The sequence below is a fragment of the Paludisphaera soli genome (assembly GCF_011064595.1).
Classification (GTDB): Bacteria; Planctomycetota; Planctomycetia; order Isosphaerales; family Isosphaeraceae; genus Paludisphaera; species Paludisphaera soli.
The window spans coordinates 112,820-128,658 of the sequence record NZ_JAALJI010000001.1 but is presented as its reverse complement, the minus strand read 5'-3'; the positions used below and the strand labels follow the sequence as shown (position 1 = coordinate 128,658).

The following is a 15,839-nucleotide window of genomic DNA, read 5'->3' as shown; positions in this document are numbered from 1 at the left end:
CTTCCGATTCAGCTCGGGTTGTCCAGCGACGCCACCACCTCGCCGCCGTCCGGGGCGGCGGCGCCGGCGGCCTCGGGCTCGACGTGGCCGGAGCGCTTGCCGATGAGCTGGGTGATCTCGGACTCGGTGAGGACTTCCTTCTCGATGAGGGCCTCGGTCAGGCGTTCCAGCTCGTCGCGATGCTCCTCCAGGAGGCGGAAGGCGTGCTCCTCGGCCTCGCGGAGGATGCGGGCGACCTCCTCGTCGATGATCTGCTGCATGTGCTCCGAGTGGTCGCGAGGCTCGGACATCTCGCGGCCGAGGAACGGGTGCTCGGAGCTGGAGCGGAACGAGACCGGGCCCACGCGCTCGCTCATGCCCCACTGGGTGACCATCTTGCGGACGAGCCGCGTGGCGTGGTCGAGGTCCTGGGCGGCGCCGGTGCTCAGGTCGTTGTAGATCAGGCGCTCGGCGGCCCGGCCCCCCATCGCGTTGTACAACCGCGCCTTGATCTGGCTCTCGTTGTAGCTGACGCGGTCTTCCTCGGGCATGAACTGGGTCACGCCGAGGGAGCGGCCTCGGGGGATGATGGTGACCTTGTGCACCGGGTCGGACCGGGGGGTGAGCCAGGCGACGAGGGCGTGGCCGACCTCGTGGTAAGCGGTGGCCCGTTTGTCGCGGTCGGTGATGACCTCCTCGCGCTTGGCCCCGAGGACCACCTTGTCGAGCGCGGCCTCCAGGTCCTTGTCGTCGACGGCCGCCTTATCCTCGCGGGTGGCGAGCAGTGCGGCCTCGTTGACGAGGTTGGCCAGGTCGGCGCCGCTCATGCCGACGGTGTTCCGCGCGATCCGGCCGAGGTCGACGTCGTCGGCGAGGGGGACATTGCGGGCGTGGACCTTGAGGATCTCCAGCCGGCCCTTCTTGGTCGGCAGGTCGACGGTGACGTGGCGGTCGAACCGGCCGGGGCGGAGCAGGGCGGGGTCGAGCACATCGGGCCGGTTGGTGGCGGCCAGGACGATGACGCTCTCGCTGGGGGAGAACCCGTCCATCTCGGTGAGGATCTGGTTGAGGGTCTGTTCGCGCTCGTCATGCCCGCCGCCGAGCCCCGCGCCGCGGACCCGGCCGACGGCGTCGATCTCGTCGATGAACAGGATGCAGGGGGAGTTCTCCTTGGCCGTCTTGAACATGTCGCGGACGCGGCTGGCGCCCACGCCGACGAACATCTGGATGAACTCGGACCCGGAGATCGAGTAGAACGGCACCCCCGCCTCGCCGGCCACGGCGCGGCCGAGCAGGGTCTTGCCGGTGCCCGGAGGGCCGATCAGGAGCACTCCCTTGGGGATCCGGCCCCCCAGGCGCTGGAACTTCTCCGGGCTCTTGAGGAATTCGACGATCTCCTGGAGTTCCGCCTTGGCGTTCTCCAGCCCGGCGACCTCCTCGAACGTCGTCCTCTGCTTGGACTTGTCGTGCCGCTTGGCGGGGCTCTTGACGAAGCTGCCGAGGATGCCGCCGTCGAACTGGTCGCGGGCCCGGCGCATCATCAGGTAAATGAAGCCGAGGATCAGGAACGTCGGCAGCAGGAGCATCAGCCAGACGACGCCGGTGGCCTGGTTCGCCGGGCTGGGCTCGATCCGCACCCGGTCCTCGGGCTTCTTGCCCTTCTTGCGAAGCGCCTCGACGACCGGCTGGATGGAGTCTTCCGACGGGAAATAGGTGATGAACTTCCGGACTTCCACCTCGGTCGCGGAGGTCGGCGACGGCTGATACGGCCGCGCCTCGCGCAACTCGCCGCGCGCCTCGGTCCCCATGAGCGAGAGGGCCTTCACGTTGTCCTGGTCCACCTGGTCGAGGAACCAGGGGTTGTAGGGGACGGACGTCTCGGGCTTGGGGATGAACTGCCAGAAGATGAAGGCGAATCCCCCGAGGAGAATCACCCAGAGCCAAGGGGGCGTCGGCGGGCCCGCGGCCCCGTTGGGCTTGCGGGCGGGAGGGGGCGACGGCCGGCGCGGGGGCTCCTGCTGCTGAGGTCGGTTCTCCATGCGGTCTCACTCTATAGAACCAAGGCGACGCGTCACAACATCCGGGAGGCCCCGGCCCGGCCCTTCCCGGTCGTTCGGGGGGACTCGGGGTACGGCGACCGACGGGCGTTCATGGAATTGTAGCGGAAAAGCGACCGAAGGTCAGGGGGTAGCGGGGCCGGGGGGTTCCGGGGAAGCCGTCCCGAGCCCCGCCGCGTCGGCGGCGACCTTCAAGGCGTATCCTCTCCGCATGCCGTACCAGAAGGCGAGCGACGCGATCGCGCTCGTGAACAGCACCCGGGAGGCGGTCTCGTTGGGCCGTACTTCGTCGCGCCTCTCGATCAGCACGCGATCCTCAAGAGTCTCGCCTCCCGTCATCAAGTCGTCGACCGCGGATTGGACCGCTGCCTCGGTGGGAAATTGAGTCCGGTATCTCCGAACGAGGATCGCAGCGGCTCCGGGCTTCGCCTGGAATTCCCGGGGTTCACGAAGCTCCCCATGGGCTTCCAGGCCGTTCAGGATCAGGCTCTTGACGTTCCCCTCCTCGACCTGATCGAGGAACCAGGGATTGAACGGCATGGTCGCCGCATCGGGGATGAGTTGCCAGAAGAGGAAACCCAGGATCAGCAGGATCGCCCAGGTCCGGGGCCTGGGGAGGATCCTCAGAAAGGCGAGCCGCCGCGAGATCTGTCGTTTATCCACGAGCGAACCATCTCCTGCGACGTTGGCAAAAAGGGCGGCCCAGACGAGACGATTCTACCGGACGGGCGAGACGAAAACAGCCGACGCTCGGCATCGAGAGGCTCCCGCGAGTCGGCCGACTCGCCGGCCGAGCCGTTCCGGCGGCTCTTGACGTCGTCGCTTCGACGCGGGGCGGGTACGATGGAGCCGCGCCCGCGACGCGACGGGCATTCGTGCGGTTCGAGCGGTTGGGGGAGGCGTCGTTGAGACCTGGACGTGGCGGCCTGGAGGCCCTCTTGCGCGATTGCGGCGTGGAACTGGCGTCGGACCAGTACGACGCCCTCTGGACCTATCACCAGATGCTCCGCGCGGCGAATCCGGCGTTGAACATGACGCGGATCCACAACTTCGAGAACATGGTCCTCAAGCACTACGTCGACAGCCTGCTGGTCCTCCAGTTCGTCGACCTCCCCTCGCCGCTGATCGACATGGGCTCCGGCCCTGGGCTGCCCGGCGTGCCGCTCAAGATCGCCCGGCCCGAAGTCCACATGATCCTGTGCGAGCCCCGGTCGGCCCGCGCCGAGTTTCTGGGGCAGGTCTGCGAGCGGCTGGGGTTCGAGGGCACCGAGGTCTACGCCCACAAGCTGGGGCCGGATTACCCCGGAAAGGTCCGGGGGATCATCACCCGGGCGGTGGCCTCGATCCCCGAGACGTTCGAGCGGGTCGCCGCGTGCATCGAGCCCGGCGGCCGGATGATCTTCATGAAGGGGCCCGGCTGCGACCCCGAGATCGAGGAGGCCGACCGCGACTGGAAGGCCCAGTTCCGCCTGGAGGCCGACCACGCCTACTCGATCCCCGGCACGACCCACGACCGCCGGCTGGTCGTCTACGAGCGGACCGACGCCGACCCGCCGCTCTCCTCGAGGGACGCCCCGGCGCGCGCCGCGCGGGCCTTCGAAGGGGTCGTCCGCGAGATCACCAGCGAGTCGAACGCGACGTTTCGCCAGCTCTCCGACCTGCTGACCGGCCGGGGCGTCCGCAAGCACGGCCAGGCGATTCTTTCGGGCCCGAGGATCACCGCCGAGGTCGCCGAACGCTTCCCCGACCGCGTCGTCGGCTGGATCACCGACTCCGAAGGCCCCCCCCCGGCCGACGCCTCGTGGACCTGGCACCGCCTGTCGACGCCCCTGTTCAAGACCCTCGACGCGGCCGGCACGCACGCGCCCCTCCTGCTCGTCGTGGCCCGGGCGATCCCTTCGTGGTCGGACGCCGATCCCTGGCCTGAGGGCTGCACCCTGTTCGTGCCGTTCCAGGACCCGGAGAACGTGGGCGCGGTGATCCGGTCGGCTGCGGCCTTCGGCGTCCCGCGCGTGGTCCTCCTGCAAGAAGCGGCCCACCCGTTCCACCCCCGCGCCAGCCGCGCCGCCGGCCCGGCGCTGTTCCAGACCGAACTGATGACGGGCCCGTCGATTCGCGAGCTGCACTCCTCGACCCCCTTGATCGCACTCGACGCCGCCGGCGAGGACCTGGACGCCGAGCCCTTCCCGGCGACCTTCGGCCTGGTCGTGGGCGTCGAGGGCCCCGGCCTCCCCGAGCACTTGCGACGGGGGCCGAGGCGGCGCATCCCGATCGCCGAGGGCGTCGAATCCCTCAACGCGGCGACGGCGACGGCCGTGGCGCTCTATGCGTGGTCGCGGCGGGCGCGGGGCTGATCCGCTCATCACGGACTTCCTTCTCCCCTGGTGGGAGAAGGACGATCGGCGACGGCGTTCGTGCTCGTCCCCCCCTCATCCGGCCCTTCGGGCCACCTTCCCCCGCCAGGGGGGAAGGACTTTATGATTTCATGCCTGGATAGATCGACGTCACAACTTCCGCGCCTCGCGGACGAGGTGCGGGAGTTCGGGGAGGATGATCCGGGTCATGGCCAGCTCGACGGCCGCGCGGGAGCCGGGCATGACGAGGACGACGGTCCGGTCGACGAGGCCGCCGACGGCGCGACTGAGGATGCAGGCGGGGCCGATCTGCTCGTAGCTGAGCATCCGGAACAGCTCGCCGAAGCCGGGCAAGGGTTTGGTGAGTAAGGCCGAGACGGTCTCGTACGTCTGGTCGCGCGGGCTGATCCCCGTGCCGCCGGTGAGGAGGATCGCGTGGACCTCGGGCTCGCCGGGCCGGGCTCGCGAGTGGGCCTCCAGGAAGCCGCGCTGGGCCTCCGGCTCATCCGGGACGATCCTGCGGACGACGACGCGATGGCCGGCCGATTCGGCGAGTTCCACGATCAGGGCGCCGGACGAATCCGTGGCGGTCGTCCTCGTGTCGGAAACCGTCAAGACGGCCAGGTTCAGCGAGGACGGCGCGTCGGCGCGATGCTCGGCGACGGACGGGCTCGGATTCATGGCGATCCTCCTGGATCGGGCCTGCCTACGCCACCACCGAGCGGACCACGTTGCCGTGCACGTCGGTCAGGCGGAAGTCGCGTCCGGCGTAGCGATAGGTCAGGCGCTCGTGGTCGAAGCCGAGGAGGTGGAGGATCGTGGCGTGCAGGTCGTGGACGCTCACCGGGTCCTCGACGGCCTTGAAGCCGAACTCGTCGGTCGCGCCGTGGATGGTGCCGCCCTTGACGCCGCCGCCCGCCATCCAGACGGAGAAGCCGTAGTGGTTGTGGTCGCGCCCGAGCGCCGCCTGGCCGCCGGCGTTCAGCTCGACGGTGGGGGTGCGGCCGAACTCGCCGCCCCAGACGACCAGCGTGTCCTCGAACATGCCACGCCGCTTGAGGTCGGCGATCAGGGCGGCGATGGGCTGGTCGATGTCGGCGGCGTGGCTGCGGTGGTTGGCCTCGATGTTGGCGTGGTCGTCCCAGGGCTGGCCGGCGCCGTGCCAGAGCTGGACGTAGCGCACGCCCCGCTCCAGCAGGCGGCGGGCGATGAGCGTCTGGCGGCCGTGGACGGTGTCGCCGTACATCTCGCGGACGGCCTGCGGCTCGCGGTTCACGTCGAAGGCGTCGGCGGCCTCCATCTGCATCCGAAAGGCCGTCTCATAAGACTGGATGCGGGCGTCGAGCCGAGGATCGTGGCGTTCGCGGCGGTGCTCGGCGTCGAGGGCCTTGAGCAGGTCGAGCTGCCGGCGCTGGGCCTGGTGGGAGGCGTGAGGGCTGCGGATGTTCTCGATGAGCTTGTCGACCTCGCGGTGCTTGGGGTCGACGAACGTCCCCTGGTAGACGCCGGGGAGGAAGCCCGAGCCCCAGTTCTCGGCGTCCTTGATCGGGAAGCCGTTCGGGCACATGGCGAGGAAGCCGGGGAGGTTCTGATTCTCGGTCCCCAGCCCGTAGAGCACCCACGCGCCGACGCTCGGCCTCGGCAGGACCGAGTCGCCGCAGTTCATCAGCATCAGGGACGGCTCGTGGTTCGGCACCTGGGCGACCATCGAGCGGATCACGGCGATGTCGTCGATATGCTCGGCCGTGCGGGCGAACAGCTCGGAGACCTCGATGCCGCTCTCCCCGTAGCGTTTGAACTTGAACGGGGAGGGGAACGCCGCGCCGGTTTTTCGTTCGGTCGTCAGGTTGATCGGGATGGGCTGGCCGGCGTATTTCGTCAGGGCCGGCTTGGGGTCGAACGTGTCGACCTGGCTGGGCCCGCCGTTGAGGAAGAAGTGGACGACCCGCTTGGCCTTGCCCGGGAAGTGGGGGGACTTCGACGCCAAGAAGCCGGCCGGCGAGGCCTCGGCGGCCAGCGCGCCGTCGTCGGAGAGCACGCCCCCGAGCCCGAGCGCGCCCAGCCCCAGGGCCGAGCGCTGCAGGAGCGTGCGGCGGCTGAACCGGGGCGTCTCGCGAAGTTCGTCGTTCATCGGCGGGTTCCTCTCGGTCTCAATCGACGAAGGCGAACTCGTTGGACATCAGGAGCACCTGGGCGAGCTGCTCCCAGGGGCCGAGCGATCGCGGCGACGGCCCGACGAAGTCGCGGCGGGCGTCCCACGAGGCGATCGCGGGCGACTCCGCCCGGACGACGCGGACGACCGGGGCCCAGAGGTGGTCGTCGCTGTTCAGGTTGTCGCGGACGTCGACCACGAAGTCGATCGTATCGCCCGGCTCGACTTCCACCGACTCCGCCGAGAAGTCCTCGCGGCCGTCGTGCACGGCGGCCGACTTGAGCACGCCTTGGCGGCTGTGGACGAGCCAGCCCCGCACGCCGTCGCCGGCGGCATGCTCATGGATCAAGGTCGAGGTGACGGCGACCTCGCCCCGGATCGGCGAAGTCCAGCGCCGGAAGACCGAGCGCGCGAGGTCGTCGCCGGGGTGGCCCCCGTCGGCGGTGATCCGGGCCCAGCCGAGTTTGGCGTCGGGCCAGGCGGGGCCGCCCCCCCAGCCCTCGCCGTTGAAGTGGGGCAGGGGGGTGAACGCCTTCCCGTTCGGGCCCGAGGCGGGGTCGACCGGGCCGAAGCCGTAGGTCCAGGCGAGCGTCTCCGGGGGCGGGCCGGCCTCGCCCGCGGAGGCGGCCGAGACGACGAAGGCGACGGCCGCCGCGGCCTGCTCGGCGGTCGGCTCGCGCTGGTAGACCCGGCAATAGAGCGCCCGGACGGCAGCCTCGGGGTCGTCCTTCGGCAGAGCGGCGGCGATCGACCGGGCGCGGTCGGCGACGAACGGGTGGTTCAGGCTGAAGAGGGCCTGCTGCGGCACGGTGGTCTCGCTGCGGGCCGGCGTGTGCAGGTCGGGGTTGGCGAAGTCGAACGTGCGGAAGACCTCCGCCAGGAACTGGCGGTCGACCAGCCCGTAGAGCGTGCGGCGCGCGTTCGGCGCGGCGTCGAAGAGGGCCGCGGCGCGGCCGCCCGGCCGCTCGTCCAGGTCGCCGGAGGCTGCCAGCAGGGAGTCGCGGAATTCCTCGAACGTCAGGCGATGCGGGTTCGACCGCCAGTGCAGCCGGTTCTCGGGGTCCGCCAGCTCGGCCCGGGCGCGGGCCTCGGGATCGGCGGGGCCCTCGGGGCCGCGGCGATAGGCCGACGACAGGACGATCAGGCGGTGGATCGCCTTGGTGCTCCACCCCCGCTCGACCAGCCGGCTCGCCAGCCAGTCGAGCAGCTCGGGGTGGCTGGGCGCCTCGGCGCGGAGGCCGAAGTCGCTGGGAGTGCGGACCAGGCCGGCGCCGAAGTGCCGCGCCCAGATCCGGTTGACCCACACGCGGGCGGTCAGCGGGTTGGACGGGTCGACGATGGCCTTCGCCAGTTCGAGCCGGCCGCTGCCCCGCTCGAACGGCGGGGCGTCGGGGCCGGCGACGACCTGGAGGAAACGCCGCGGGACCTCGTCGCCCGGGGTCGCGGGGTTGCCGCGCTTGAAGACGCGGGCCTCGTCGATCTCGGCTCGATCGGCCAGGGCGACGGCGAAGGGCGGGGCCGGGGGCTGGATCAGCCAGCGGTCGACGTCCCCCTGGAGTTTCCACATCGCGTTGATGGTGTCGGTGTCGAAGTACCATTCGCTCGACACGATCGGCTCGTCGGGCACGCGGCAGGGGGAGTCCTCGGCGTAGAGCACCTGGCGGAGCGCCTCGGCTTCGGGGTCGGGCAGGGCCGTCGCGCCGGGGGACGCCGCGAGTGCGGCTCGCCAGGCTGCGTCGACCTCGGCGAACAGCCCGGCGTAGCGCGCGGCGGCCTCCCGGATCGTCGCCGGAGTTGTGGCGAAGGCCGACGCGACGCGGACGTTGAGCGCCGTCGCGCCCGGCGCGGCAGGCTCGGCGAGCGCCCGGGGGGCCTCGGCGGCGAACGAAGCCTCGGGGATCGCCGCCAGCCGGCGCCAGGGGCGGAAGATGGGGTCGTCGGCCCGGGCGCGATCTTCCAGGTAGGCCGACCAGCGGCGGGCGAAGGCCGGCACCACGTCGTCCTTGCCGACCACGATGTCGAATCCCTCCTGCGGCACCTGGCTCATGTCGAGCTGCAACAGCAAATACTCGGCGACCTTCCCCCGCGCCCGCTCCGAGGCCGTCGCGCGGCTGGCGGCCATGCCGTCGCGGAGGGCGTCCTGACGCTTGCGCAGCTCGGCCTCGAACGCCTCGCGCTCGGCGCCCTGGAGCGCCGGCTCGCCCAGGCGGACGAATCGCTCGGTGCAATTCATGAACACGCCGTAGAGCGAGTAGTAGTCGGCGGTGGGGATCGGGTCGTACTTGTGGTCGTGGCAGCGGGCGCAGCCGACCGTCAGGCCCATCGTGCCCCGCGTCACCACGTCGATCCGGTCGTCGATCACGTCGCGGGTGACGCCCAGGAACCGCCGGCCGATCGTCAGGAACCCCATGGCCGCGAGATCCGGGTCGACCGGCCCGGCCTGCTGGTCGGCGGCGATCTGATCCACCAGAAAGCGGTCGTACGGCATGTCGTCGTTGAACGCCCGGACGACCCAGTCGCGGTACGTCGGAGCCTGGACCAGGAACCGTTCCTCGCGGGCGTAGACGTAGCCCTTGGTGTCCGAATACCGAGCCACGTCCAGCCAGAGCCGGCCCCAGTGTTCGCCGTAGCGTCGCGAGGCAAGCAGGCGGTCGACGAGCTTCTCGTAGGCGTCGGGCGACTCGTCCGCGGCGAACGCCTCGACCTCCTCGATCGTCGGCGGCAGGCCGGTCAGGTCGTAGGAGACGCGGCGGATCAGGGTGCGGCGGTCGGCCTCGGGCGCCGTCGCGATGCCGTCGGCGTCGAGCCGCGCCTGGACGAACGCGTCGACCGGGGTGCGGACGCGGGACGGGTCGGAGACGGTCGGGACGGGCGGGTCGACGACGGGCTGAAACGCCCAGTGCCGCGCCCAGGCGTCCTTGCGGGACGCCACGGCGGGCGACGAGCCTTCCGGCCAGGGCGCCCCGGCGGCGACCCAACGCTCGAGGGCGGCGATCTGCTCGGGGGGAAGCTTCCCCTTCGGCGGCATCTGGAGGTCGCCCGTCTGCCGGACGGCCTCGATCAGCAGGCTGTTCGCGGGATCGCCGGGGACGATCGCCGGGCCGGTGTCGCCGCCCTCGATCAAGGCCGCGCGGGCGTCGAGCCGGAGCCCGGCCTTCTGCTTCTCGGGGCCATGGCAGGACTGGCAGCGTTCGACCAGGAGGGGCCGGACCTGGGCCTCGAACGCGTCGTCCCCGAGGGCGGGAGTCGCGGCCAGGGCCAGCAGGATTCCCGTCCAGGCGAGGCCCCTCGGCCGATCGGCGGTCATGGCGCGTCCCCTGCGTCCCGAGGCGTCGGATCGTCCACGTATCATGTCCAAAGTGTATTCAACATTCGTCGGGATCGCAACGGATGGACGCGGCCGGCGAGCGCCCGGCCTCGCGGATCGCCCAGCTTGCCCGCTGTGACGCGACGGCCGCGTCGAACCTCGCCGGAGCTCGGATCGAAGGTTGTCGAGGCGTCATCGCCGCTTCTACAATGGACGGAGGTGGGGGTGCTCGGCGCGGACGTCGGCGGGGAAGCGAGGTCGCCATGGATCGAGGAACGCGGGGCGTCGGTCTTTCGATCCTGCTGGCTTTGGCCGTCGGCCCCGCCCGGGCCGACGTGATCGTCCTGCGGGGCGGGGGCCAGGTCCAGGGGAAGGTCGTCCCCGACCCGGAGGCCAAGAAGGGCGAGCGCGTGCTGGTGGTGCTGCCTCGCGGCAAGACCCCGCTGTCGCTCCGCAAGGACCAGATCGTCGAAATCCTGGCCAAGCCCGGCCCGCTCGACGAGTACGCGACCCGCCGGGCGAAGCTCGCCCCCACCGCGAGGGCCGACTACGACCTGGGCGCCTGGTGCGAGGCGAACGAGCTTCCCGACCTGGCCGAGGTCCACTTCGAGGCCGCGCTCCGCCGCGACCCGGAGTTCGCCGAGGCCCGGACGAAGCTCGGCCACGTCGAGCAGGACGGCCGTTGGCTCTCGCCCGACGAGCAGCGCAAGGCGAAGGGCCTGGTCCTCCACAAGGGGCGCTGGGTCACCGAGGACGAGAAGGCCAGGGACGACGAGGAGGCCCAGAACACGGCCGGCTTCGCCTCGTGGGTCCGCCGGATCAAGGTGCTGGCCCAGGGCGTGCGGTCGGACGACGCAGCCCGCCGCCGCGAGGCCGAGACGCAGCTCCTGGAGTTGCGCGACCCGGAGGCCGTCGGCCCGCTGGTCAAGGTGCTGGGCTCCGAGGACGAAGACCTCCGCTCGCTCCTGGCGATGGCCCTCGGCGAGATCCCCGGCGAGGCCGCCGCGAAGGCGCTGGTGGACCAGCTGCTGGGCGAGGCCGAGGACGCCGTGCGGGGCGTCGTGCTCGACCGGCTGAAGCGCCGGGAGGAGCCGATCGTCCCGAACCGGCTGGTCCGCGCCCTCAAGTCGTCCGACGTCCGGGTGATCAACCGGGCCGCCTGGGCGCTCGGGAACCTCGACGTGTTCTCGGCCGTGCCCCGGCTGCTGGACGTGCTGGTCACCTCGGAAGAGCGGGTGGTGCTGGTCCCGACCGGGGGCGCCGCGTATCCCAATCGCGGGCCCGATCCGCTCATCGCCTTCAACGGCAGCTCGGCCGCCTACATGTCGGGCCCGGTGGTGGCGCCGGGGGCGGTGGCCTACGGGGCCTACGTCGTCCCGTACACCGTCGGGATCGACCCGTATAACGGCGCGCCGATCGGGGCCGGGAACGCGCCGGGGTATACCGGCCCGGTCGGCGCCGATCGGGGACCTCAGCCCGCCCTCATGACCTACACGTCGCGGAACGTGGAGGTGCTCGCGGCGCTGAACCGTCTCACGGGGCAGGACTTCGAGTACGACGTGGCCCGCTGGCGCGCCTGGGTCGCCCGGTCGTTCAACCCCCGTCCCGCCCCCGCCCGCCGCGTCCCGCAGCCCTGAGCCTGGCTTGATCGATCGCGGGCCCCGGCGTACCATTCGGGCTCGACGATCCATCGGGACGAGGGAGGCGGCATTGATCGAGGCTGACGCCGCGGCGGCGACGGATTCCGACGACGATTACGACGCCGAGCGCCTCCGGCTGATCCGCGAGGTCCGACAACGGCTCGAATCGCTGGCACGCGCCGGGGTCGATCTCCTGCCCAGGTCGCCCGAGCGCCCGCACGTCCCCAGGTCGGCCGTCGCCGCCCGGGTCGTCGTCGAGCCGCCGCCTGCCCCGGAACCGGCGGCGCCCCCGCCCGCCGCGACGCGGCCGGAGCCCGCCCCGCAGCCCACGACCACACCCACGACCAGGACCCGGCCGGCGCCGACCCCGGCCCCAGCGGCCCCAGCGGCGGCCTCGCTGTTCGGCGCGACGGAGTTCAAGTCGCCGTTCATCGAGCCGGCGGACCGGCCCGCGGCGTTGGCGCTGCTGGCCGAGGAGGTCGCGGGATGCGTCCGCTGCGCCGAGCTGGCGGCCTCGCGGACCCAGACCGTCTTCGCCGACGGCAGCCCGACGGCGCGGCTGATGTTCATCGGCGAGGCCCCCGGCGCCGACGAGGACCGTCGCGGCGTCCCGTTCATCGGCAAGGCCGGCCAGCTCCTCACCGACATGATCACGAAGGGGATGGGCCTGCGCCGCGAGGACGTGTACATCGCCAACATCCTCAAGTGCCGCCCCCCCGAGAATCGCGACCCGCTGCCCCACGAATCCTCGAACTGCTTCCCCTATCTGGAACGCCAGATCGAGATCGTCCGCCCCGAGTACCTCTGCCTGTTGGGACGGATCTCCGCCGGCACCCTTCTGAACACCGCGCTCAGCATGGGCCGGCTCCGGGGCCGCTGGCACCGCGTCTTCGGCATCCCCGCGATCGCCACCTACCATCCCGCCTACCTGCTGCGCAACCCCGCCGCCAAGAAGGACGCGTGGGAGGACCTGCAAATGCTCATGCGAGCCATGGGCTTGGTCGTCCCGAAGAAGAAGGGCTGACGCCGGCCCCGCACGTCGACGTCGAATTGCGAACCGTCGCCATTTTCCGTCCCGACCCGCGTTCGTACGGATGCTAGAATCGTCCGTTTCGATCCACGAGCGCCCGGTCGGTCGACCGCGGGCCGATCGCGACGCGGGGGACGCCCAGCCGATGAGCGAGGAATGCAACGAGCAGACCGAGGGGCCCTCCCCTTCGAAGCTGGACCAGTTCGCCGAGGCCTGCGCGCGGTTCGAGTCCGCCTGGCGGCGGGGCGAACGGCCCCGGATCGAGGAGAGCCTGGGCCTCGACGCGATCGACGGCGACGAACTGCTGGAGCAGCTGCTGTCGCTGGAGGTGTCCCTGCGGGTCGAGGCCGGCGAGCCGCCGTCGCCGGACGAGTACCTTGCGCGGTTCCCCGGCTCGCGCGGGATCGTCGAGGCCGCGTTCGCCGAGCAATCGACGGCGGGCGAGGCCGCCGCCGCCCCGCCGCCGTCGACTCCATCGAATCCGCCGGGCCGTCCGCCGGAGGCCCCGCCGGGAGGCGGGTCGCCGGGGGGGTCGTCGCACAACCTGCTGATCGGGATCCTGGGGCTCCAGAACGGCTTCATCGACCACATCGCCCTGATCGCCGCGATCCAGGAGTGGTCGGCCGACAAGCGACGGCCGATCGGGGCGATCCTGCTGGAGACGGGCAAACTCGACACCCCGACGCTGGCCCTGCTGGAAGCCCTGGCGACCGAGCATCGCCGCCGGCACGGCGACGACCTGCCGAAAAGCCTCGCCGCGTTCGGCGCGATGGCCCCGGTCCTTCGAGCCGTGAAGGGCCTGGGCGACGAGGAGGTCGCGGCCGGCCTCACCGTGAAGGCCCCCTCCGGCCGGGAGGACCCCGACGCCACGACCTCGATCACGCCCGAGGGCGGGGAAGAGGCGGCGGACGAGGACCTGGCGGGCGAGGCGTCGGCCTCGCGGTTCCAGGTCCTGAGCTTCCACAACGCCGGGGCGCTCGGCAAGGTCTTCCTCGCCCTGGACAAGGAGCTGCACCGCAACGTCGCGCTGAAGGAGATCCAGGAGAAGCACGTCCACCACCCGGTGAACCGCGACCAGTTCGTGCTGGAAGGGATGGTGACCGGGGCCCTGGAGCACCCGGGCATCGTGCCGGTTTACAGCCTGGGCAAGCGCCGGGACGGCCGCCTGTTCTACGCGATGCGATTCATCCAGGGGCCGAGCCTCACGGACAAGCTCAAGCAGCTCCACGGCTCGGACAAGGCCAAACCGCTCGCCGAGGGGGAGGCCCCCCCCACGCTACCGAAGCTGCTGCGCCACTTCGTCCAGGCCTGCCAGGCGATGGCCTACGCCCACAATCGTCGGATCCTGCACCGGGACCTGAAGCCGGATCACGTGATGCTGGGCCCCTTCGGCGAGACCCTCGTGGTCGACTGGGGCCTGGCGATGACCTTCGACAAGCGGGAGGGGGAGGGGGCCGGCGACGATTCCCTGAAGCTGCCGATCGGCCGGGATTCGGCCTTCAGCGCCGACGGCGTGGTGGTGGGGACGCTCTCGTACATGAGCCCGGAGCAGGGCCTGGGGCTGCGGGCGAAGATGGGCCCCCGGAGCGACGTCTTCGCCCTGGGAGCGATCCTCTACGCCATCCTGACCGGACGGGCCCCGTACGCGGACAAGGACGATGCGATGAGGCTCGCCAAGGTCCGCCGCGGCGACTTCCCGAGGCCCTCGGCGGTCCGCCGCGACGTCCCCCCCGCGCTGGAGGCGATCTGCCTGAAGGCCATGCAGTTCGACCCGGACGACCGCTACGAATCGGCCGCCGGGCTGGCGCGCGACGTGGAGCACTGGCTGGACGACGAGCCGACGCTCGCCTACCCCGAGCCGTGGAACGTCCGCGCCGGCCGCTGGCTGCGGCGGCATCGCACGGCGGCCGTCGCCGCGGCGACCCTCGCCACCTGCACGCTCCTCGCCCTGGCAGCCCTCAACGTCCAGGCCCGCCGCGCCAACGCGACGCTCTCGCAGAAGAACGACCAGCTCATCGCCGCTCGCGACGCGGCCGAGGAGGCCCGTGGTCAGGCCGTGGAGGCCCGCGAGGAGGCCGAGACGAACTTCCGCGACTCGCTGGCGGTCGTCCAGAACTTGCTGATCCCGGTCGCCGCCGAGGACCTGCCCACGCTGCCGGGGACGACCGCCCTACGCCGAACCGTGGCTTCCGAGGCGACGAAGTTCCTGGAGAAGCTCTGGAAGCAAAAGCCCGAAGATCCCGGCGTCCGGGTCGTCGCCTCGAGCGGCTACCGCGAGCTGGCGAACATCCTCAGGCTCCTGGGACGTGACGACGGCGCGCCGTATCGGCGCGCCGTGGGACTTCTGGAGCCGATCGTGAAGTCCCGGCCCGACGAGCCGAGCTATCGCGACGCCCTGGCCGAGACGCTCCAGGACTACGCCGGCTCGCTCCAGCTCGCGGGGAAAGAAGTCGAGGCCGGGCCGCTCCTCCGGAGGGCCCTGGAGTTGACGATCGGTCTTCGCGAGCAGTTTCCGGACTCCCCCGCCTACCTCCGCACCGAAGCCCGGGTCCATAACTACGTGGCGAACCAGCGGCTGGCCGTCGGCGACTTCGCTGAGGCCGCCCGACTGGCCGAGAACGCCGTGCGGATTACGAAGGACTTCGCCGACTCCGACAAGGCGTTCCCGAACGACCACCTGGAAATGATCCTCTACCTGGACAGCCAGGGCGAGGCGCTCCTGGGACTCGCCCGACCGGAGGAGGCGGCCGCGGCGCTGGGGGAGGCGATCCGGAGAGCCGAGGCCCTGTCCCTCCAGGCCCCGACGGACGACGTTGGGTTCGTCAAGTCCCAGGCCCTCATGAAACGGGCGCGGGCGCTCGCCGCGATCGAAGGCCGGGGCGACGACGCGAAGGCGACGATCGACGAGGCCGTCGCGGGCTTCGATCGGCTGCTCCGCCTCTCGCCCGAGATCGTCCTCTACACCAAGATCCTCGCGGAGGCCCACCTGGACCGCGCCGCCCTGCACGTCGGCCGTCAGGCCCCGGCCGAGGCCCGCAACGACCTGAACCGGGCGCTGGGGCTGGCCGAAGGGCTGCTGCGGGCCTCCCCGAAACGCCCCGCCTACTCCAGCCTGCTGGGTCGGGTCGTCGGCCGCCTCGGATTGCTGGACGCCGCGGCGGGCGACCCGCAGGCCGCCCGCCCTCGACTGACTCGCGCCGTGGAGCTTCTGGACGTCTCGCTCGCGGCGAACCCGAAGAACCCGGCGGACCTCAAGGCCCGCGCGGAGTTCGACGAGGCGATGAAGGCAGCGCCCGACGCCCCAGAGTGATGACGGGGCG

9 protein-coding genes are annotated in these 15,839 nt (G+C 71.4%); 4 read left to right on the top strand and 5 right to left on the bottom strand.

What is annotated here, in order from left to right:
- Positions 1 to 8: 8 nt before the first annotated feature.
- Together ftsH and G6O68_RS00450 are read right to left on the bottom strand one after the other, a co-directional pair.
- Positions 9 to 2,018, bottom strand: a complete 2,010-nt coding sequence (gene ftsH / locus G6O68_RS00455) for an ATP-dependent zinc metalloprotease FtsH (protein WP_165243672.1) — start codon at positions 2,016 to 2,018, stop codon at positions 9 to 11.
- A 141-nt stretch (positions 2,019 to 2,159) separates the two neighbouring features.
- Positions 2,160 to 2,699 carry a hypothetical protein gene (locus tag G6O68_RS00450; protein WP_165243670.1) on the bottom strand — a complete coding sequence of 180 codons (540 nt, stop codon included), beginning with the start codon at positions 2,697 to 2,699 and terminating at the stop codon, positions 2,160 to 2,162.
- Between the two features lie 242 nt (positions 2,700 to 2,941).
- Here G6O68_RS00450 and rsmG point away from each other — a divergent pair, with 242 nt between their 5' ends.
- Positions 2,942 to 4,390 (top strand): 16S rRNA (guanine(527)-N(7))-methyltransferase RsmG, encoded by a 1,449-nt coding sequence (rsmG, locus tag G6O68_RS00445; RefSeq protein ID WP_165243668.1) that lies wholly within the window; start codon positions 2,942 to 2,944, stop codon positions 4,388 to 4,390.
- A gap of 150 nt (positions 4,391 to 4,540) precedes the next feature.
- Here rsmG and G6O68_RS00440 read toward each other — a convergent pair whose 3' ends face one another.
- The 3 genes from G6O68_RS00440 to G6O68_RS00430 are packed head-to-tail and all read right to left on the bottom strand — an operon-like array spanning position 4,541 to position 9,849.
- A complete protein-coding gene (locus G6O68_RS00440) occupies positions 4,541 to 5,071 on the bottom strand; it encodes a MogA/MoaB family molybdenum cofactor biosynthesis protein (protein ID WP_165243666.1) in 531 nt (176 codons plus the stop codon).
- A 25-nt stretch (positions 5,072 to 5,096) separates the two neighbouring features.
- Entirely contained in the window at positions 5,097 to 6,521 is a 1,425-nt protein-coding gene (locus G6O68_RS00435) for a DUF1501 domain-containing protein (protein WP_165243664.1), read from the bottom strand.
- A gap of 19 nt (positions 6,522 to 6,540) precedes the next feature.
- A complete protein-coding gene (locus G6O68_RS00430; protein WP_165243662.1) occupies positions 6,541 to 9,849 on the bottom strand; it encodes a PSD1 and planctomycete cytochrome C domain-containing protein in 3,309 nt (1,102 codons plus the stop codon).
- A 263-nt stretch (positions 9,850 to 10,112) separates the two neighbouring features.
- Between G6O68_RS00430 and G6O68_RS00425 the strand changes: the two genes are divergently transcribed.
- The 3 genes from G6O68_RS00425 to G6O68_RS00415 all read left to right on the top strand — a co-directional run bounded on the left by G6O68_RS00425 (position 10,113) and on the right by G6O68_RS00415 (position 15,829).
- Positions 10,113 to 11,486: a HEAT repeat domain-containing protein gene (locus G6O68_RS00425; RefSeq protein WP_165243660.1), complete on the top strand. Its 1,374-nt coding sequence runs from the start codon at positions 10,113 to 10,115 to the stop codon at positions 11,484 to 11,486.
- A gap of 73 nt (positions 11,487 to 11,559) precedes the next feature.
- Entirely contained in the window at positions 11,560 to 12,513 is a 954-nt protein-coding gene (locus G6O68_RS00420) for a uracil-DNA glycosylase (protein ID WP_240910878.1), read from the top strand.
- Between the two features lie 151 nt (positions 12,514 to 12,664).
- Entirely contained in the window at positions 12,665 to 15,829 is a 3,165-nt protein-coding gene (locus G6O68_RS00415) for a serine/threonine-protein kinase (RefSeq protein ID WP_165243658.1), read from the top strand.
- Positions 15,830 to 15,839 lie beyond the last annotated feature (10 nt).

What these genes read in the sequence shown, in the direction of transcription:
- G6O68_RS00435 (WP_165243664.1), bottom strand. Translation starts at nt 6,521, where the DNA reads ATGAACGACGAACTTCGCGAGACGCCCCGGTTCAGCCGCCGCACGCTC.
- G6O68_RS00425 (WP_165243660.1), top strand. Translation starts at nt 10,113, where the DNA reads ATGGATCGAGGAACGCGGGGCGTCGGTCTTTCGATCCTGCTGGCTTTG.
- G6O68_RS00415 (WP_165243658.1), top strand. Translation starts at nt 12,665, where the DNA reads ATGAGCGAGGAATGCAACGAGCAGACCGAGGGGCCCTCCCCTTCGAAG.
- G6O68_RS00430 (WP_165243662.1), bottom strand. Translation starts at nt 9,849, where the DNA reads ATGACCGCCGATCGGCCGAGGGGCCTCGCCTGGACGGGAATCCTGCTG.
- ftsH (WP_165243672.1), bottom strand. Translation starts at nt 2,018, where the DNA reads ATGGAGAACCGACCTCAGCAGCAGGAGCCCCCGCGCCGGCCGTCGCCC.
- G6O68_RS00440 (WP_165243666.1), bottom strand. Translation starts at nt 5,071, where the DNA reads ATGAATCCGAGCCCGTCCGTCGCCGAGCATCGCGCCGACGCGCCGTCC.